The 19,557-nt window shown below is 29.4% G+C and carries 18 protein-coding genes and 1 pseudogene; 17 read left to right on the top strand and 2 right to left on the bottom strand.

The features are described 5' to 3' along the window. Positions 1–39 precede the first annotated feature (39 nt). The 9 genes and pseudogenes from A500_RS07580 (at position 40) to A500_RS07540 (ending at position 8,798) form a co-directional block, all read left to right on the top strand. Positions 40–363 (top strand): PTS sugar transporter subunit IIB, encoded by a 324-nt coding sequence (locus A500_RS07580; protein WP_016207000.1) that lies wholly within the window; start codon positions 40–42, stop codon positions 361–363. A gap of 38 nt (positions 364–401) precedes the next feature. Beyond that, on the top strand, positions 402–1,751 hold the full coding sequence (gene celB, locus A500_RS07575; RefSeq protein ID WP_016206999.1) for a PTS cellobiose transporter subunit IIC: 1,350 nt from the start codon (positions 402–404) through the stop codon (positions 1,749–1,751). Between the two features lie 17 nt (positions 1,752–1,768). Beyond that, positions 1,769–2,293, top strand: a complete 525-nt coding sequence (locus A500_RS07570) for a GrdB-related putative oxidoreductase (protein WP_016206998.1) — start codon at positions 1,769–1,771, stop codon at positions 2,291–2,293. A gap of 74 nt (positions 2,294–2,367) precedes the next feature. Beyond that, entirely contained in the window at positions 2,368–3,321 is a 954-nt protein-coding gene (locus A500_RS07565) for a glycosylasparaginase (protein WP_016206997.1), read from the top strand. 11 nt (positions 3,322–3,332) lie between these two features. Next, positions 3,333–4,436, top strand: coding sequence for a Sapep family Mn(2+)-dependent dipeptidase (locus tag A500_RS07560; protein ID WP_016206996.1), 1,104 nt, complete (start codon positions 3,333–3,335; stop codon positions 4,434–4,436). Positions 4,437–4,492: 56 nt separating this feature from the next. Continuing rightward, positions 4,493–5,245 (top strand): copper homeostasis protein CutC, encoded by a 753-nt coding sequence (locus tag A500_RS07555; protein WP_016206995.1) that lies wholly within the window; start codon positions 4,493–4,495, stop codon positions 5,243–5,245. Beyond that, positions 5,235–6,094: pseudogene (locus A500_RS07550) on the top strand (YitT family protein). The gene A500_RS07555 and the pseudogene A500_RS07550 overlap by 11 nt, the downstream one beginning before the upstream one ends. A 90-nt stretch (positions 6,095–6,184) precedes the next feature. Beyond that, positions 6,185–7,336 carry a Card1-like endonuclease domain-containing protein gene (locus A500_RS07545; RefSeq protein ID WP_016206994.1) on the top strand — a complete coding sequence of 384 codons (1,152 nt, stop codon included), beginning with the start codon at positions 6,185–6,187 and terminating at the stop codon, positions 7,334–7,336. 97 nt (positions 7,337–7,433) lie between these two features. Continuing rightward, positions 7,434–8,798, top strand: coding sequence for a 6-phospho-beta-glucosidase (locus tag A500_RS07540; protein ID WP_016206993.1), 1,365 nt, complete (start codon positions 7,434–7,436; stop codon positions 8,796–8,798). 205 nt (positions 8,799–9,003) lie between these two features. Here the strand turns inward: A500_RS07540 and A500_RS07535 are convergent, their stop codons facing one another. Then, positions 9,004–9,810, bottom strand: coding sequence for a MurR/RpiR family transcriptional regulator (locus A500_RS07535; RefSeq protein WP_016206992.1), 807 nt, complete (start codon positions 9,808–9,810; stop codon positions 9,004–9,006). 107 nt (positions 9,811–9,917) lie between these two features. Beyond that, entirely contained in the window at positions 9,918–10,805 is an 888-nt protein-coding gene (locus A500_RS07530; RefSeq protein WP_016206991.1) for a phosphatidylserine decarboxylase, read from the bottom strand. Between the two features lie 142 nt (positions 10,806–10,947). Between A500_RS07530 and A500_RS07525 the strand changes: the two genes are divergently transcribed. The 8 genes from A500_RS07525 (at position 10,948) to A500_RS07490 (ending at position 19,493) form a co-directional block, all read left to right on the top strand. Then, the gene (locus A500_RS07525; protein WP_016206990.1) at positions 10,948–11,283 is read left to right on the top strand and encodes a DUF1622 domain-containing protein; all 336 of its coding nucleotides are present in this window, start codon (positions 10,948–10,950) and stop codon (positions 11,281–11,283) included. Between the two features lie 292 nt (positions 11,284–11,575). Continuing rightward, the gene (locus A500_RS07520; protein ID WP_016206989.1) at positions 11,576–13,303 is read left to right on the top strand and encodes a ferredoxin hydrogenase; all 1,728 of its coding nucleotides are present in this window, start codon (positions 11,576–11,578) and stop codon (positions 13,301–13,303) included. Positions 13,304–13,585: 282 nt separating this feature from the next. Further along, entirely contained in the window at positions 13,586–14,998 is a 1,413-nt protein-coding gene (locus A500_RS07515; RefSeq protein WP_016206988.1) for a glycoside hydrolase family 1 protein, read from the top strand. After that, positions 14,982–16,931, top strand: coding sequence for a BglG family transcription antiterminator (locus A500_RS07510; protein ID WP_016206987.1), 1,950 nt, complete (start codon positions 14,982–14,984; stop codon positions 16,929–16,931). Before A500_RS07515 ends, A500_RS07510 begins: the two co-directional genes overlap by 17 nt. Next, a complete protein-coding gene (locus A500_RS07505; RefSeq protein WP_016206986.1) occupies positions 16,921–17,367 on the top strand; it encodes a PTS sugar transporter subunit IIA in 447 nt (148 codons plus the stop codon). Before A500_RS07510 ends, A500_RS07505 begins: the two co-directional genes overlap by 11 nt. 2 nt (positions 17,368–17,369) lie before the next feature. After that, the gene (locus A500_RS07500; RefSeq protein WP_016206985.1) at positions 17,370–17,684 is read left to right on the top strand and encodes a PTS fructose transporter subunit IIB; all 315 of its coding nucleotides are present in this window, start codon (positions 17,370–17,372) and stop codon (positions 17,682–17,684) included. A gap of 3 nt (positions 17,685–17,687) precedes the next feature. Further along, positions 17,688–18,713, top strand: coding sequence for a PTS sugar transporter subunit IIC (locus A500_RS07495; protein WP_016206984.1), 1,026 nt, complete (start codon positions 17,688–17,690; stop codon positions 18,711–18,713). A 39-nt stretch (positions 18,714–18,752) separates the two neighbouring features. Further along, on the top strand, positions 18,753–19,493 hold the full coding sequence (locus A500_RS07490) for an ROK family protein (RefSeq protein WP_016206983.1): 741 nt from the start codon (positions 18,753–18,755) through the stop codon (positions 19,491–19,493). Positions 19,494–19,557: the final 64 nt, after the last annotated feature.

The raw sequence follows: 19,557 nt of genomic DNA, 5'->3' as shown, positions 1-19,557 counted from the left end.
AATAAGAATGGTATTAAATTTATAATAAGGAGGAGAAATATGAAAAAGGTTTATTTATTTTGCAGTGCAGGTATGTCCACAAGTATGTTAGCTAGTTTGATGCAAAAGGTAGCTGATGAACATAACCTACCAATCGAGGTACAAGCATTTCCTGATAATAAAATTGGACAAATTATAGAAGAGAAACATCCAGATATAATTTTACTTGGACCTCAAGTTAAGTATCGATATGACGAAATAGTTAGGCTATATGGGAATACAGGAATACCAATTCAAGTAATTGACCCAGAAGATTATGGAATGATGAAGGGCGATAAAGTTTTAAAGGTAGCTATTCAGCTTTTAAAAGCAAAGAAAAAGTAATTAGGTAAATTAATTTAAGGGAAGAGGGGGAAAAAATTATGTTAAAAAGATTAGAAAATATTTTAATGCCATTAGCTGAAAAAATAGGACGTAATAAATATTTAATGTCAATTCGTGATGGTTTCTTAATATCAACTCCATTACTAATTGTTGGTTCATTCTTCTTATTAATTGCTAACTTTCCAATCCCAGGATGGAATGATTTTTTTACTAATATATTAGGTGAGGGATGGGATGGATTCTTAGCAAAACCAGTATCTGCAACATTTGATGTTATGGCATTATTAGCTGTTGTTGGAATTGCCTATTCATTTTCAGAGAAAATGAAAGTTGATAAGCTTTTTGGAGCTGCAACTGCTTTAGTAAGTTGGCTTATATTAATGCCATACAAGGTTCCGGTCAAAGCTGAATTAAGTAAAACAGGAGAGGCCTTCCTTGTTAATGGTATTCCAACGGGATGGACAGGTGCTAAAGGAATATTCATAGGAATCATATGTGCATTTGCTGCTGTTCACATATACTCATGGGTAAATAAAAAAGGTTGGGTAATTAAAATGCCAGCAGGTGTTCCACCAACTGTAACAAAATCATTTGCTGCATTAATTCCAGCAGGTGTAGTTATGATAACATTTTGTGCAATAAATTGGTTATTTGCATTAACACCATATGAAAATGCCTTTAATTTTATATATGTGATTTTACAAACTCCATTACTTAATTTAGGAAACACTTTAGGGGCTATGATTACTGCTTATATATTCTTACATTTCTTCTGGTTCTTTGGAGTAAATGGGGGATCAGTTGTAGGAGCAGTATTTAATCCAATACTTCAAACATTAGCTGCAGAAAACTTGCAAGCATTAAAAGATGGACTACCTATACCAAATATAATATCCCAACAATTCCAAGATTTATTTGCAACATTTGGGGGATGTGGTTCTACATTATCATTATTAATTGCTATGCTATTCTTCTGTAAATCAAAACGTGTAAAAGAATTAGGAAAATTAGCTTTAATTCCAGGTGTTTTTGGAATAAATGAACCAATTGTGTTTGGACTACCAATAGTATTAAATCCTACAATATTAGTACCATTTATGCTAGTACCAACTATGAATATTGTTATATCATATTTTGCTATGAGAATTGGATTAGTTCCATACTGTAACGGAATACAAATTCCTTGGACAACTCCACCAATTATTTCAGGATTATTAGCAACTGATTGGAGGGGCGCGGTTCTACAAATAATATTACTAGTATTAGGTGTATTTGTTTATTTACCATTTATTAAAATGATGGATAAACAGTATCTTTTAGATGAATCTAATGCAAATGAGCAAGAAGAAGATTTCTCATTTGATGATATATCATTTGACGATTTATAAACTAAAGAGGTGAAAACATGAAAATTATCATGATTTTTGATCAGATCCAATCTGGTCTTGGAACAAAAGATGACAAGATGTTGCCACTTGGAGGCAAAAAGGAACCAATAGGCCCTGCAGTTATGATGGCACCTTTTTTAAAAGAGGTAGATGGTCATGTAATAGCATGCTTATATTGTGGTAATGGCACATATTTAGCAAATCCAGATGAGGTAACCCGTAAGTTATGTGCAATGGTAGATAAGATAAAACCAGATGTTGTTATATGTGGGCCTGCATTTAATTATATTGATTATGCAAGAATGTGTGCTCATGTAGCATATGAAATTAATACATCAACAGATATAAAGGCATTTGCGGCAATGAGTGAAGAAAATGAAGATACTATAGAATTATATAAAGATAAGATTTCTATTGTTAAAACACCTAAAAAGGGTGGCTTTGGATTAAATGATTCCCTTAGAAATATGTGTAAGCTTGCACAGGTTATTGTTAAAGGTGAAGATACAAAGGACTTAGAAAGTAAGATATGTTATAAATAAAAGTCAAAGGGCTGTCTTGTGACAGCCTCTTTATTTACATATATGCTAAATAAAAAGAGTTGGAGGTAATGTATATGTGGGGTATGATTGCTACTTGGAGAATGGCTGCCGAAGGGATTACTAAAGGCGCTGAAATTTTAAAAAAAGGTGGATGTGCAGGAGATGCTATTGAATCGGCAATTAAGGAAGTAGAGGATTTTCCATATTATAAATCAGTTGGATATGGTGGGCTTCCAAATGAAGAAATGGAAGTTGAACTAGATGCAGCTTATATGGATGGAGATACATTTGATATTGGTGCAGTTGCAGCAATTAAGGATTTTGCTAATCCAATTTCAATTGCACGTTCATTAAGTAATGAAAAGGTAAATTGTGTACTTGTTGGAGAGGGAGCGGAGAAATATGCACATAAATTAGGATTTGAGAGAAAAAACATGTTGAGTGATCGTGCTAAAGCACATTATAGAAAGCGTGTTAAAGAAGTTAAAGAGCAGGAACTTAAACCATACATTGGGCATGATACAGTTGGTATGGTATGTTTAGATGCTAGTGGTAAAATGGTTTCAGGGACATCAACAAGTGGATTATTTATGAAAAGAAAAGGGCGTGTTGGGGATTCTCCAATTATTGGATCAGGGTTATATGTAGATAGTGAGGTAGGAGGTGCTAGTGCAACTGGATTAGGTGAAGACCTAATGAAGGGGTGTATCTCCTATGAGATTGTTAGATTAATGAGTGAAGGAGTACATCCTCAAAGGGCTTGTGAATTAGCAGTAAATAAACTAAATGAAAAATTAAAGAAAAGACGTGGAGAAGCTGGGGATTTATCTTTAGTGGCAATGAATAATAAAGGTGAATGGGGAGTTGCTACGAATATTGAAGGATTTTCATTTGCAGTAGTAGTGGAAGGTAAGGATACAGAAATTTATTTAACTGAAAATATAAATGGCAAGTTTGTTCATAAATTAGCAACTCAAGAGTGGCTTGATAATTATATGAAAACGCGTATGGCACCAATTGAGGAATAGGAGATAATTTCATGAGAGATAAAATAATAAAAAAAGTTGAAGAAGTTTCTCCATTAATGATTGAAAAAATAAAAGAAATAATTTCAATTAATAGCATTGAGTCAGAGGCAATAAAAGAAGCCCCTTTTGGTAAAGGGATAAAAGAAGCTTTACTTAAAGCTTTGGAAATTTCACAGGAATTAGGTTTTGAAAGTGTTAATATGGATTCTTACTTAGGATATGCTCGTTATGGAAAAGGTAGTGAATATGTATGTGCAATTGGACATTTAGATGTTGTTCCAGTTGGTGATGGATGGAGACATCCACCATTCAGTGCTTACGAAGAAGATGGATTTATCTACTCAAGAGGAATATTAGATAATAAGGGACCTATTTTTGCATGCTTATTTGGGCTATATGCCTTAAAAGAGTTAGGAATTAAATTAAGCAAGGAAGTTAGAATAATATTTGGTTGTGATGAGGAAAGTGGATTTGAAGACTTAAAGTATTATTTAAAGCATGAATTACCACCTATATATGGGTTTACACCAGATTGTAAATATCCTGTTATTTATGCGGAAAGAGGTAGAGCAGTAATTAAAGTATCTTCAACATTAGATAAGTTAGGGGAGTTTTTTGAATTTATAAACCAATATTTTATAAATGCAAAAAATAATGGCGAGAATTTAGGAATTGATATTAATGACAAAGAATTTGGTGAAACAGTTATGAGAAATTATCAATTAAAGATGGAGGAAGGTTTAGCAGTCTTTAGAGCTTCAATTAGCTATCCAGCTAGTATTAGTATTGACAAAATAATAAATCAATGTAATATTAAAGCAAAAACATTAAAAGTCGAATTAGAAAGTCACTTTAAGCCTGTTAAATTTAAGAAAGATTGCTTTTTAGTAGAAACATTGCAAAAGTGTTATGAGGAAGTAACAGGACTTGATGGTACTCCTGTTACAACAACAGGAGGAACTTACGCAAAGATAATGCCTAACATTGTTCCCTTTGGACCAAGTTTTCCAGGTCAGAAGGGGATAGGGCATAATCCAAATGAGTGGATGAGCATAGAGGATATAATTACAAATGCTAAAATATATGCATTAAGTTTATATGAACTTGCAAAATAGTTTATAAAAAATGTCCTAATAAAGAGATAAAGAATCTAAAAAGAGGGGTTGTTTATATGAATAAATACGTAGAAATATGCTGTGGCAGTTATTACGATGCACTTGAAAGCTATAAAGGTGGTGCAAAAAGAATAGAATTAAATTCAGCATTACATTTAGGTGGCTTAACACCATCACTTGCATCTTTAAAAATGACAAAACAAAATACTAAGCTTAAAGTTATTTGTATGATTCGTCCTAGAGGTGGTGGATTTTTTTATAATAAGGAAGATGTTGAAGTAATGTTTGCAGATGCAGAAATACTTATGAAAAATGGTGCTGATGGTTTAGCATTTGGTTTTTTAAATGAAGATACTACAATTAATAAGGCTTTAACTAAAGACATGGTTGAATTAATTCATAAGTATAATGGTGAAGCTGTTTTTCATAGGGCATTTGATTGTGTAAGAAAGCCTGGTGAAACTATGAAGGAATTAATTGAAATTGGTGTTGATAGAGTGTTAACAAGTGGATTAAAAGAAAAGGCATGGGATGGTAGAGTAATGCTTGCTCATCTACAAAAGGAATATGGTGATAAGATTGAAATTCTTGCAGGTAGTGGTATTAATGATAAAAATGCAGTTAAATTAATGAATGAAACTGGGATTTATCAAATACATTCATCTTGTAAGGACTGGTTAAGTGATCCAACAACATCAACAGAAAGCGTTAGTTATTCATATGCAAATTTTCCTAATGAAAATAATTATGATGTTGTCTCAAGCTTGAAGGTATCTACTTTAGTAGGAAGTGTATTAAATGAAAGATAATAAAATAACTAAAGCCTTAATAACAATAGTAGCAGTTTTTTTATCTTCATTGTTACAGGCATATGTTATTCAGGTTTTTATACAACCATCAAATTTACTTTCAAGTGGATTTACTGGAGTAGCTATTCTTATTGATAAGATTACGTCCCTATATGGAGGTAATATTTCTGTTTCACTTGCAAATGTAGCACTTAATATACCAGTAGCATTTATTTGCTATAAGCATATTAGCCCTAGGTTTACTTTTTTTCCTTAACTCAAGTATTTTTAACAAGCTTACTTTTAAAGCTTTGTAATTTTCCACCTATATTTGATGATTTACTGTTAAATGTGGCTTTTGGTGGATTTGCTTATGGAATATCTGTTGTATTTGCATTGAAGGGGAATGCATCGACAGGTGGGACAGACTTTATAGCATTATTTGTATCCAATAAAATAGGAAAATCAATTTGGGAACATGTATTTGTGTTTAATACTATTATATTAATTATATTTGGAGCTATGTTTGGATGGCTTTATGCAGGATATTCTATTTTGTTCCAGTTTATTTCAACAAAAACTATATCAACTTTTCACCATCGTTATGAGCGTGTAACTTTACAAATTACAACGCAAAAAGATGAAGAAATAATTGAGGAATATATAAAGGAGTATCGCCATGGAATATCATGTATTGATGCAGTTGGTGGATATAGCAAAAAGAAAATGAAACTTCTCCATACTGTTGTTTCATCATATGAAGTTAATGAAATTGTAAGTTTAATGAAAAAGATTGATCCTAAGATAATTATTAACGTACTAAAAACTGAGACATTTTTTGGTGGTTTTTATAGGAAACCAATAGAGTAATACTACTTAGTAAGTTGCTTATACTGGGATAAAATTCTTATCCTTTGGATAAATTAAAAATATATAAACTTGAAAAGAAAGGCTAATAGTATGAATGTAGATATATTAATAAATCAACTAGATAATCACAATGGGGCAAATATATTAGCAACAAAAAGATTTAATCCAAGGGAAGTATTATTTATATACGATAAAAGTAAGATAGATTTGATAAATACTGTAGAGAATTATTATAAAAACTATCTTTCATCAATTAAGTTTAATAAAGTTCTAATAGAAGAAGGAAATATAGCTTTATTAAATAAAATTATAAATGAGAGTAAAGATAAAAATCTATTAATTAATTTAACAGGAGGAAGTAGAATAAACTCCTTAATGTTACTCAATATATCTAAAGATAATTCAATAAAATCAATATATATAGATGTTAAAAATAAAAATTTATATATTTTTGATAAAGATATAGAGGTTGCTAAAGAAGAGTATGAAGATATGCAATTAGAGAAAATAATAAAGGCATCAGGAGGAACTCTTTTAAGTGATTCAAGCGATCTTTCTAATAAAGAAGATTTAATCTATTTAACAAAAAGTATATATAAAAATTTAGATTTGTGGCATAAATACAAACAGAAATTATATGATGCTAATATATTTATTCATCATTACGAAGATTCTAAAACTGTTACTATAAAAGTACAACTTTTATTAGAAGAAGAAAAAAATCTGATAAATAAAATACTTAAAAGGCTAAGAGAAATGGGTGGCGTAGATTATAGTCAAATTTCTGATGGAGAAATTACAGTTAATTTTAAGAATGAATACTTAAAATCATTTATATTTAAAAGTGGAACATGGCTAGAGATAGCCACAAATATAATGATTAGAGAAATAAAAGAAATAGATGAAGTAAAAAGTGGCGTTATGTTCTTATGGAATGATAAAAGTAATATAGTGAAAAATGAATTAGATGTAATTGCAGTGAAAGATGCTATTCCTATTTTTATATCATGCAAAGATAGTGATAAGTATAATGAAGAAGCATTAAATGAATTAGATGTATATAGCAAACAAATTGGTGGAAGTAGAGCTTTTAAAATTTTAGTTGCAACAAAGGAACCAATAAAGCTTGCAGTAAAAGAAAGAGCTAAAGAAATGGGAATAAATCTTATAATATTTGATGGAATTGAAGAAAATTTTAAATCTCAAGTAAAAAAAATAGTTATAAATAAGAATAAAGAATGATTTAAAAGTAGATTTTCAAATTTTGAAATTGTTTTCCTTGATATGTATATATAATAAAAGTATAAAGTAATATATTAAAGTTATGGGGGTTGGGCATATGAATAAAAAAGGTTTAAAGATAGTTACAATAGGTGGAGGATCAAGTTATACACCTGAATTAGTAGAAGGTTTAATAAAAAGATATGATGAGATGCCTGTAAGCGACTATTGGTTAGTTGATATTGAAGATGGAAAAGAAAAATTAGAGATCGTTGGTGCATTAGCTAAAAGAATGGTAGAAAAAGCAGGAGTACCAATGAATATACATTTAACACTAGATAGAAGAGAAGCGTTAAAAGATGCAGATTTTGTAACTACACAATTAAGAGTTGGATTATTACCAGCAAGAGTAAAAGATGAAAGAATTCCATTAAGTCATGGCTTTTTAGGACAAGAAACTAATGGAGCTGGTGGTCTATTTAAAGCATTAAGAACAGTACCAGTAATATTAGATATAGCTAAAGATATAAGTGAATTATGTCCAAATGCTTGGTTAATAAACTTTACAAATCCAGCAGGAATAGTCACAGAAGCTTTATTAAGATATGGAGTTCATAAAAAGGTTATAGGTGTATGTAATGTTCCAATTGGGTTACAATATGCTTTTGCTGATATATTAGGAGTAAATAGTGATAGAATAACTGTAGATTTTGCAGGATTAAACCATATGGTTTATGCTGAAAAAGTTTATTTAGATGGAAATGATGTTACAGCTGAAATTCTAAAAGAATTAACATCACCTGATTCTAAAACTCAAACAATGGCAAATATAAAAGGATTTGATTGGGATATAGCAACTATGAGAGCTTTTGGAGTAATTCCTTGTCCTTATCACAGATACTATTACAAAACTAGAGATATGCTTAATAGTGAATTAGAAGAATTCAAAAAAGGTAAAACTAGAGCAGAAGTTGTAATGGAAGTTGAAAAGAAATTATTTGAAATGTATAAAGATGTTAATTTACAAGAAAAGCCTGAAGAGTTAGCTAAACGTGGTGGAGCTCATTATTCAGATGTTGCATGTAATGTTATAAACGGAATATATAATGATAAGAATACTATAATTGCAGTAAATACTAGGAATAATGGAACCTTAAAGCAATTCGAAGATGAATCAGCAGTAGAAGTGAGCTGTTATATAGGAAAGAATGGTCCAGTACCAGTAGAAACAGTTACTGATTTACCTATATTTGCACAAGGATTAGTTGGACAAATAAAAACATTTGAAAGACTAGCAGCAGAAGCAGCATATACAGGAGATTACAATATAGCACTATTAGCAATGGTAACAAATCCTTTAATCTCAGATGATATAAGAGGAAGAAAATTATTAAATGAAATGTTACTTGCTCATAAAAAATACCTACCACAGTTCAAAAATGTTATAGAAAAAATTGAAAAGGTAGAAAGAGCTGAATTTTAGATAGGGTACAGTGCACAGCACATAGTTTAAAGAGGGAATAACTCATTAAGACGAGTTAAAGAATAGAGAAATAAGAAAAGAACTCAATATTAAAAAGTGAGTTCTTTTTTTGATTTTCTAATATCAGTTGTCTACTAAAGAAAACTATAAGCTTTGAAATTGTGCACTCTTAACTAAATAAGTTGTGTGCTGAAAAAAGTGTAAATTATGAGTTACTTTTATAAAGAATTCCATATCTAACATAAATGTATTCAATTAAGAAGCTTAAGTCATATCTATGATTTTGAACATATTCATTAGAGTCATTTCTAGGTGGTAGATAAATTATATAATCACTTCTTTTTATATATTCAGTTTTTTTCTTTTCGGTAATAACTACTACTGTGGCTGGGCTTTTCTCTATCTTCTTCCAAAGCCTTTCATGATACAAAGGAAATCTTCCAGTAGGAGAAATAAGAATTGCTAATGAATTTTCATCTAAATCTTCAGCTAATCTTTCTTGCTCTTGAACATCATTAGCATGATAAATAAGTTTAGATAAATTAACTAATTTACGTTGTAAGTCTTGAGCCATAAGTTGGGAGAATTGAGTTCCAAATATGCATACGTTGTTACTATTAAAAATAAGCTCAATTACTCTATCAACAATTTTTAAGTCTATAAATTCCTTAGAGGTTTCTATTTCGTCAATAATTTCTAAGGACATATTCTTTAATATATCTTCTCTTGAAAGATCATAAGAGATTGCTTTAGGTTTCATAAGACCTTCATTATAATGACCAATATTTATTTTTATATTTTCCTTAAATTCTATTAAATTAGAATATCCTAATTTATGACAAAATCTTGTTATAGCAGCTGGTGAAGTAAAGCAAATATCAGCAAGCTTATTTATAGACATTTCTGGAATAGAACGTATATTTCTAAGCATGGTTATTGCTATATTATAATTAATATCATTTTCCTTACTACTATTTAAAAATAATAATAATCTATATATTAAATCCCCCATTAATTTTACTCCTATAATATATTTTCATTATATAAAAAATTATTTTAAACATATATTGTAATTTATACTTATATAGTTTGTAAAAAGTAATTTTAAAAACTATGTTATTAGCTTTTAGTACCTATTACTTCACCCATTAAAACTTTAGATTCAAAACCAAGATCTGTTTGGTGCAATATATCCTCATGAATTTTTATGGTATCTTTCTTAAATAAAAGAATAGTAGTTGAACCACCAAATTTAAAGTATCCCTTTTCTTCTCCCTTTGAAACTTTTTTATTAGGTGTATATGTTTGAATTATTGTTCCAACACATGTAGCACCAACTTCAACATGAATAATGTCACCAAAATTATCGGATTTAAATATACTCCATTCCCTTTTATTTTGACAATAAAGTTTAGGGATTCTCTCTAATGCAATAGGATTAACAGAATAATAATTACCATTTATAAAATTGTTTTGTAATGGTAAGCCATTATCAACAAAATGAAATCTATGATAGTCAGTAGGACAAAGTCTTAATACTAAGCATACTCCACCTTCATATTCCATAGCAACAGAAGTATCACCAATTAATTCCGATAAACTATAATGAATTCCCTTAACTTGAACTAGATTATTTATATTAATATTTTCGTATGCAAATAGTCTTCCATCTCCAGGTGATATAAGGAGATTATTATCTTTTAAAATAGGCCTTGAATCTTCTTTTAAGGTTCTAACAAAAAAGTCATTAAAGCTATTGAAGTCATCTATAGTATTAGAGCTTATATTCATGTCTATGTCAAAGTCCTTTATAAAAGAAGGTATCTTTTTCTTGCTAAAAGAAGTATCGCAATAAGAACCATAAATCTTAGAAAATAACTTTTTCTTTACTAAAAGCTCAGTAAGTCCTTTTCCAACTGGTGATTCATAGGACCACTTAATATAATTTTCTCCAGCAACTTTTTCAATTTCATAATTTTGTGTTTGTCTATTATATACTCGTATCATATGGTACCTCAAATAAATATTTTTATAGTATTATATTAACATAAAAACGCAATAAAAATTCTAATATTATATAAATTACTTTACTTATTTTTAATTATCAAAGATAATTAAATGTAAATAGTAAGTTTGGAGGAGATGAGTCTTGTTAGGACATTTAATAGAAGTAGTGACACCAATAGTAATACATCTTTTGGAATTAATGGGTATATTAATAATAATTGTTGGATCTATTAAAGCTTTTTATAGGTTTATAGTAAATATGATTACAAAGAAGTTCTACCCTATAAAGATAGAATTTGCACAATCATTAACCTTAGCATTGGAATTTAAGCTTGGAGCAGAGATATTAAAGACTGTTATAGTTAGATCAATGGATGAAATGTATATACTAGCAGCAATAATAGTATTAAGAGCTATATTGGCTTTTGTGATTCATTGGGAAATGAAAGCTGATTTAGAAAGCAAGATACATAATTAATTATAAAAATTCATATATAATTTTAAATGTTAAATAAAAGTTAAAGTTTTCATTTATTAAACTATTATTATAATAGCATTTTATTCCCATTTTGATAAATTTGTTAATAAAGTACATTTTCCACTATAATTTTACATTGTACGCTAACGATTTTTGTCGTAAAATCATAGGTGAAATATATTCTAGAAAGTAATAATTAAAAGATAGCAATTATCTCAAAAATAGAGTAAAATAACATTGTTAATAATATAACAATTTTATTTTTCACACCATGATTATAGGGGGAGTTTTAATGAAAAACATAACTATTAATGGAAATAAAATTCTAGTTAATGAAGATAAAAGTTTAATAAAAATAGCAAAAGATAATGGAATAGATATTCCTGCATTATGTTTTTTAGAAGATTGCAGTAATGTTGGACAATGTGGAGTTTGTTTAGTTGAAGTTGAGGGGCAAGATGAATTAGTTAAAGCATGTTGTTTTATTCCTGAGGATGGAATGGTTATTAATACAAACACAGAAAGAGTTCAAGAAGAAGTTAAAAATACAGTTTCATCATTATTAGATAAACATGAATTCAAGTGCGGACCTTGTAAAAGAAGAGAGAACTGTGAATTTTTAAAGCTAGTAATCAAAACTAAGGCAAGGGCATCTAAGCCTTTTATTGTTGCGGATAAAACTGAATATGTAGATGATAGAAGTAAATCAATAGTTTTAGATAGAACTAAGTGTGTTAAATGTGGAAGATGCGTGGCAGCATGTAGAGTAAAGACTGGAACAGAATCAATAAAGTTTATAGAAGTTAATGGGGAAAATATTATTGGACCAGAAAATTTAAAGTGCTTTGATGAAACTAATTGTTTATTATGTGGACAATGTGTAGCGGCATGTCCGGTAGATGCTTTATCTGAAAAATCTCACATGGATAGAGTTAAAGAAGCATTAGAAAATGAAGAAAAGCATGTTATAGTTGCAATGGCACCATCTGTTAGAACTGCTATGGGTGAATTATTTAAGATGGGTTATGGGGTAGATGTTACAGGTAAATTATATACAGCATTAAGACATCTTGGATTTGATAAGATTTTTGATATAAATTTTGGTGCAGATATGACTATAATGGAGGAAGCAACAGAGTTAGTTCAAAGAATTAAGGCTGGTGGACCATTCCCTATGTTTACATCATGTTGTCCAGCTTGGGTTAGACAAGTTGAAAATTATTATCCGAAATTTTTAGAAAATTTGTCAAGTGCTAAATCACCACAACAAATATTTGGTACAGCAAGTAAAACATACTATCCACAAGTTGCAGATATAGATCCAAAAAGAGTATTCACAGTAACTATAATGCCTTGTACAGCTAAAAAATATGAAGCAGATAGACCGGAAATGGAAAATGATGGATTAAGAAATATAGATGCAGTAATAACAACAAGAGAATTAGCAAAAATGATTAAAGATGCAAAAATAGATTTTGCTAAATTAGATGATAGTGAAGCAGATCCAGCAATGGGAGAGTATACTGGAGCAGGTGCTATATTCGGAGCTACTGGTGGAGTTATGGAAGCAGCTTTAAGATCAGCTAAGGATTTTGTTGAAGGTAAAGATTTAGAAAATATAGAATATGAACAAGTAAGAGGTTTAGCAGGCATAAAGGAAGCAACAGTTGAAATTGGTGGAGAAAGTTATAACATTGCAGTTATAAATGGAGCTTCTAATGTATTCAGCTTTATGAATAGTGATAATTTTGATAAAAAGAAATATCACTTCATAGAAGTAATGGCATGTCCAGGGGGATGTGTAAATGGTGGTGGACAACCTCACATAAATGCATCAGATAGATTAACGATGGATATTAGAAGTGTGAGAGCATCAGTATTATACAATCAAGATAAAAATGTGCTAAAGAAAAGAAAGTCACACGAGAATGGTGCTTTAAATAAAATGTATGAAACATATATGGGAGAACCAGGTCACGGAAAAGCTCATGAATTACTTCATTTTAAATATACTAAATAAAATTAGTTAATATATAATATAAAATTAGTTAAGATAAAATTAGTTAAAATAAAAAGCAAAATAACATTATAGTAGTTGTTATTTTCTTTTATTTTATATAGAAAGGATTTATATTTTAATTTTTTTTGATTATAGTAATGAGATTAAGTATAAAAAGTTATTCTTTGTAAAAATAAGAGGCTAATAATAATATTCTTGCAAAAAAGTTATGCAAATTAATAAATTTTATAAAGAAATTTACATGATATAATTTATTTATAAATTGAAAAGGAGGAAGTAGTAATGACAGGATTTAAACGAAAGAATGGTATGAAGATGCCTGAAGGTTTTCTTTGGGGAGGCTCAGTATCAGCACATCAAACTGAAGGGGCAAGCGGAGAAGAGTATGGAAAAGGATTAACTATTTATGATTATCTAAAGTCTAAGGGATTTCGTGATTTCAATGATGGTATAGATTTTTATCATAATTATGAAGATGATATAAAACTATTTAAGGAACTCGGGATTAATTCTTATAGATTCTCAGTAGCATGGTCTAGGATACTGCCAGATGGTGAAGGAGAAATAAATGAACAAGGGTTAAGGTTTTACGATAGAGTTATAGATTCGTTATTAGATAACCAAATAGAACCTATGATATGCTTATACCATTTTGATACTCCACTAGAATTGCAAAATAAATATGATGGATGGTTAGGTAGAGGAACATTAAGAGCATATGAGAAATATGTACGAATACTAATGGAGAGGTATAAGGGAAAAGTTAAGTATTGGATTCCTATGAATGAACATAACGGCTGTCCACTTGTTGGATTATTAGCATCGGAAATCGGGCCTGATGATAGTAAGTTTGATAGTACTCGTTATCAACTAATGCATAATATGGCACTAGCGTCAGCTATAGTTGTTAAATGCAAAAATGAGATAGATCCTGATGCTACAGTTATTGGAATGATTAATTCAAGTCCATGTTATCCTAAGACTTGTAATCCTTTAGATATACTCGAAGCGCAAAGAATTAATGAATCCTTCAATTTTGATCTACTAAATATATTAGTTAGGGGACAATACTCAAAGGCTCTATGGAGAAGTATGGATATTAATAATTTACTTCCAAATATTGAAGATAATGATTTAGAATTATTAAAGAAAAATACTGTTGATTGTATTGGAATTAGCTATTATGCATCTTCAATTGCAAGTAATGAGAAAAGGGGAATAAATGTTTCAAGAAATACTTTAAATACATTCATGGGTAAGAAAACAGCATTTGATAAGAATCCATACCTAGAAAATACAGAATGGGGATGGACAATAGATCCACTAGGACTAAGAATTATATTAAAGGATATTTACCAACGTTATGAAAAACCAATTTATATATTAGAAAGTGGTATTGGTGTTAATGAAGAATTAGATAAGAATATGACAGTTGAAGATGATTATCGAATAGAATATTTTAAGAAGCAAATAGAAGCTGTTAGTAGTTCAATTTGTGAAGACTTTGTTGATGTAAGATCATTTTTAACTTGGGCACCAATAGACATTTTATCATCTCAAGGGGAAATGAAAAAGAGATATGGCTTTATATATGTAAACCGCACTGATACCGACTTAAGGGATATGAAAAGATATAAGAAAAAGAGCTTTAAATGGTTTCATGATGTAATAAAGAGTAATGGTGAAGAATTATAAAGGTTATATGGAGATATCTACACGTGAATATAATTTATTATGGCTATTAATAAAAAATGAGAAAGGTATTAATATTGATTATATATCTAAGGAATTAAAGGTATCAGTAAGATCAGTGTATGTTGATATAAAAAATATAAAATCCTATCTTATAGAAAACTATGATATAGAATTGAAGAAAAAAGAAAAGGAATACTACTTATCATCTGATGATGTAAGGGCACTTATGGATGGAGGATTTGAGAATATAGAATCAGATGGATTTTCAAACAAGCCAAGAAAATATCAAATAATTGAATATTTATCTGATATGAAAACCACCACCTTGCAGGAAATTGCAGATAAATTATATTTTTCAAAGAGTACTATAAATCAAGAAATGAAATCTGTCAAAAAGACGTTATCGAAATTCTCCATAAATTTGACTAAAAAACCATATCATGGGATTGTTATAAGCGGAACAGAACTAAATATACGATTTTTATTACAGTATATAATGAGTGAGCAAATTGAAAGTATAGATATAAATCTTGAAAGTATAATGTTCGCAAGTAAGTTCCTTTCTAGCAAAATAGATTTAGATCTTCAAGATATATTAAGAAAATATAAAAGTTTTAATAGTACAGAAATGAGGATTTGTTTGAATGTAATGTATCATCGTGTAAAAAATAATCACAATTTTTCAGCTAGTGAAAGCATTGTAGGAATGTATGAGGGGTCAAATCAATTATTAAATGCAAGAACCCTATTAAGTGAAGTTGAAGAAACTTTATGTATAAAGTTTAATAATGATGAAGTATATTATTTACTAATAAATATGAATAATTATGATATAGATGAAGAAAATCAAAAATATATAAGTGATGTATTAGATTCAATATTAGATCTTATTAAGGAGAAATATCAATATATAAGGGTTAGAGAAAATATATTTTATAAAGGATTAATGATTCATATTTCCAAAATGCTAAAAAGAATAAAATTTGGTAAGGTTATAAGAAATCCTGCATTGGGACAAACGAAGGAATGCCTACCATTCGCATTTAATATATCTGCAGATATTGCGATGATGTTAAAATCAAGCTTTGATATTAATATGAATGAAGATGAAATAGGATTACTTGCAATGCATATTCAAGCCATGATGGAAGAAAATGATGAATCGAAGGATTTAAAATATGAAGGTATAGTTGCAAGTAATATAGGCTATGGAAATGCAAGAATGATTTCTGGAAGATTATTTGTAAATATACCAGGATTAAATATTAAGCATCAAGTTTCAATTGAACAAATGGAAGATTTAATAAGAGAAAGGCGTATAGACAAAAATAAGATTATTATATCAACTTGTCCTTTATCTTTACCTAAATCTGATTATGTACTTATTCATCATATAATAACAGATGATGATATTGAACAAGTTAGAAAATATTTGGAACATAGCAGATATGAAGAGAATTTAGAATCAGAGAATAGTGGATTTATAGTTCACGTACCTAGGGAACATATATATATTAATAGAAGTTTTAAGACAAAAGAAAGTTTGTTGGAATATGTTTGTAATAGACTATATAAAACAGGATATGTAACAGAAGATTTTTATGAGTCAACTCTTGCTAGGGAAAGAATATCATCCACATATGCGCTAAATGGTGTTGCATTACCACATGGATATAGTAAATGTGTAATAAAACCTGGAATTGCAATTGTTATATTAGATAAACCTGTCGATTGGGATGGCTACTATGCAGATATGGTTTTTGTTTGTGCACTATCATTGACTGTAAGAGAAAGTGATAAGGAAATTTTTGAAGATATGTATATGTTATTAAACAATAGGAATGCTATACGGCAAATTAAAGATTGCAAAGATGAGTTAGGTGTAATTCATAGTATTAGGAGTTTTACAAAAGGAGATATCAATGAATATTAATGAATTAGTTTTAGATGAGGATATTTTAATAAACGTAGTTTGCGAAAATAAAGAAGAAGTAATTATGAAATTAGTTGAAAATCTTGATAAAAATAACCATGTTAATTCAAAAGAAAAATGTTATGAGGATATTTTAGCAAGAGAAAATCAATTATCTACAGGGGTAGGCCAAGGTATTGCCATTCCACATACACAATCGTCAAGTGTAAAGGAATGTAAGGTTTCTATTGCTAAATTAAAAGATAGTGTTGAATGGGAAACTTTAGATGGTACAGATGTAAAGATAGTAATATTAATAACTGTTCCAATTGAAAGTCAAGAATCACATCTAAAGATATTAGCATCATTAGCAGAAAAATTAATGGATGAAGCATTATGCAAGGATTTACATAATGCAACAACAATAAAAGAAATTATTAATGTATTGGAGGAATAAATATGAAATTTGTAGCCGTATGTGCTTGCCCAGCAGGATTGATGCATACTTTTATGGCATCAAAGGGGCTTAAAAAGGAAATGACAAAAGCAGGAGATGAAATTAAGATAGAAACACAAAGTGCATCTGGAATTGAAAATGAATTAACATTAGAGGATGTAGCACAAGCTGATGCCGTTATTTTAGCAATTGATACTGCTATTCAAGGTATGGAACGTTTTAATGGAAAAAAGATTGTTCAAGTTTCTACAACTCAAGTATTAAAAAATACAAAGGGTGTAATAGCTCAAGCAAAGAGTTTAGTAAAGGGGGAATAAGAAGTGTCTGATGGATTTAAAAAAGGATTAAATACTGCAAAAATGCACTTAAATGCAGGATTCAATGGAATGTTACCATTAATTATTGTTGGAGCAATTGGAATGGCCCTATCTAGTATTTTACCTAAGGATGGTATATTCGGAGATTTATTTGCATTTTTAAATGAAATTGGTTTAAAAAGGTTTGATGTTTTTATAGCTTTAATTATTGGACAATCTCTTTCTGGTAAAGTTGGCTTAGCAAGTGGATTTATACTTGGATATTACTCAAATCAGTTAGGATTGGGTATATTTGGAGGTATAGTTGTCGGATTTATTGCTGGATATTCAGGATTAGCATTTAATAGAATGAAGTTAGAAGGATCTACAAAGGCTTTATTATCATTAGTTGTGCTTCCAGTTATTACTGCTGTTGTAGGTTTTTTCTTAATTAAATATGGTATTTCAGGACCGGTTAAATTCATTCAGGATTCATTAGTTAATTTCTTGAATAATGTATCAGCAACGAGTTCTGTTTTACTAGCAATTATCTTAGGATTAATGTTTGGATTTGACTTAGGGGGCCCTATAAATAAAACAGCAGGATTATTTACTATGATATCTTTAACAGAGGGTATTCGTGGACCAATTACATATGCTGCAGTAGCATATATGCTGCCTTCTATGGCTGCTGGTCTTGCAATAATGTTAGATCGTAAAAAAGTGTTATTTGATGAAGATGAACATGTACAAGGACCATCAGTATTTGCATTAGGATTTTTAAGTTTATCAGAACCAGCGCTTCCAATGATGTTTTCAGATATGAAGTTTATGGTTCCAGCCAATATGATTTGCTCTGCATTAGTTTGTGGATTAATAGCAGGATTCAAGATTGAAAGTACATTAGCATTAGGATTTTTAAATTTTGCATTTATGAATAAAGCAATTTTAGGAGTTATTATTTATTTAGGATGTTTAGCTTTATTAACATCATTAATACTAATAAGGAGAAAATTCTTATATAATAAGGAAAATTGCGAGGAGGCTTAAGGGATATTTTATTATTAGTAATATATAAGGAGAAGAATTATGTATGCTTGTTTTGATATAGGTGGTACAGAAATAAAATCTGCTGCAATCAATGGGGATTTAATATTAAATAATTATGCAATTCATAAAAGTAAAAATGATATAAATTATTTACTTAATTTAATTGAAGATGTAGTCAATGAATATAAAAATAAATTTGATATTAAGGGAGTATGTATAAGTGCTCCAGGATCGGTAGATACAAGTAGTGGTATAATATATGGTTTTAGTGCTTTAACGTGTATTCATGGATTTAGTTGGAAGGACAAGCTGGAAGAAAGATTAGGATTACCAATTAGTATAGAAAATGATGCAAATTGTGCAGCCTTATGTGAATTAATGTTTGGTAATGGAAGAGAACATAATGACTTTCTTTCCTTAGTTATCGGAACAGGTGTTGGAGCTTCAATAATAAAGGATAGAAAGATTCACTATGGAGCTAGCTTATTTGGTGGAGAATTTGGTTTTATGATTACTAATCAAGAAAATAACTTATATCAAACATTTAGCGATAATGCATCAGTAGGGTCGTTAGTTAAAAGAGTAAGGTTAGCTTTAAATAATGATTCGATTGAAGGAAAAGAAATTTTTGAAATGAGTAAGAATGGAGATAAAGTTTGTAAGGAAGCTATAGATAATTTTTATAGAAACTTAGCGATAGGAATTTATAATATGAGATTTATGTATGATCCTGAAATAATATTAATAGGGGGGCTGTATCACAGCAAGAAGATTTTATAGAGCGAATATATGAAAACTTAGAAGAAATTCTGAGAGAAGTAACATATAATACTTTTCATGTAAT

It is taken from the genome of Clostridium sartagoforme AAU1, from assembly GCF_000401215.1.
Taxonomy (GTDB): Bacteria; Bacillota; Clostridia; order Clostridiales; family Clostridiaceae; genus Clostridium; species Clostridium sartagoforme.
Note: the sequence above shows the minus strand (reverse complement) of the source record. Positions and strands in the feature narration are given on the sequence as shown.

Coding starts and splice junctions, on each gene's coding strand:
- A500_RS07580 (WP_016207000.1), top strand. CDS start 40: ATGAAAAAGGTTTATTTATTTTGCAGTGCAGGTATGTCCACAAGTATG.
- celB (WP_016206999.1), top strand. CDS start 402: ATGTTAAAAAGATTAGAAAATATTTTAATGCCATTAGCTGAAAAAATA.
- A500_RS07570 (WP_016206998.1), top strand. CDS start 1,769: ATGAAAATTATCATGATTTTTGATCAGATCCAATCTGGTCTTGGAACA.
- A500_RS07565 (WP_016206997.1), top strand. CDS start 2,368: ATGTGGGGTATGATTGCTACTTGGAGAATGGCTGCCGAAGGGATTACT.
- A500_RS07560 (WP_016206996.1), top strand. CDS start 3,333: ATGAGAGATAAAATAATAAAAAAAGTTGAAGAAGTTTCTCCATTAATG.
- A500_RS07555 (WP_016206995.1), top strand. CDS start 4,493: ATGAATAAATACGTAGAAATATGCTGTGGCAGTTATTACGATGCACTT.
- A500_RS07545 (WP_016206994.1), top strand. CDS start 6,185: ATGAATGTAGATATATTAATAAATCAACTAGATAATCACAATGGGGCA.
- A500_RS07540 (WP_016206993.1), top strand. CDS start 7,434: ATGAATAAAAAAGGTTTAAAGATAGTTACAATAGGTGGAGGATCAAGT.
- A500_RS07535 (WP_016206992.1), bottom strand. CDS start 9,810: ATGGGGGATTTAATATATAGATTATTATTATTTTTAAATAGTAGTAAG.
- A500_RS07530 (WP_016206991.1), bottom strand. CDS start 10,805: ATGATACGAGTATATAATAGACAAACACAAAATTATGAAATTGAAAAA.
- A500_RS07520 (WP_016206989.1), top strand. CDS start 11,576: ATGAAAAACATAACTATTAATGGAAATAAAATTCTAGTTAATGAAGAT.
- A500_RS07515 (WP_016206988.1), top strand. CDS start 13,586: ATGACAGGATTTAAACGAAAGAATGGTATGAAGATGCCTGAAGGTTTT.
- A500_RS07510 (WP_016206987.1), top strand. CDS start 14,982: ATGGTGAAGAATTATAAAGGTTATATGGAGATATCTACACGTGAATAT.
- A500_RS07505 (WP_016206986.1), top strand. CDS start 16,921: ATGAATATTAATGAATTAGTTTTAGATGAGGATATTTTAATAAACGTA.
- A500_RS07500 (WP_016206985.1), top strand. CDS start 17,370: ATGAAATTTGTAGCCGTATGTGCTTGCCCAGCAGGATTGATGCATACT.
- A500_RS07490 (WP_016206983.1), top strand. CDS start 18,753: ATGTATGCTTGTTTTGATATAGGTGGTACAGAAATAAAATCTGCTGCA.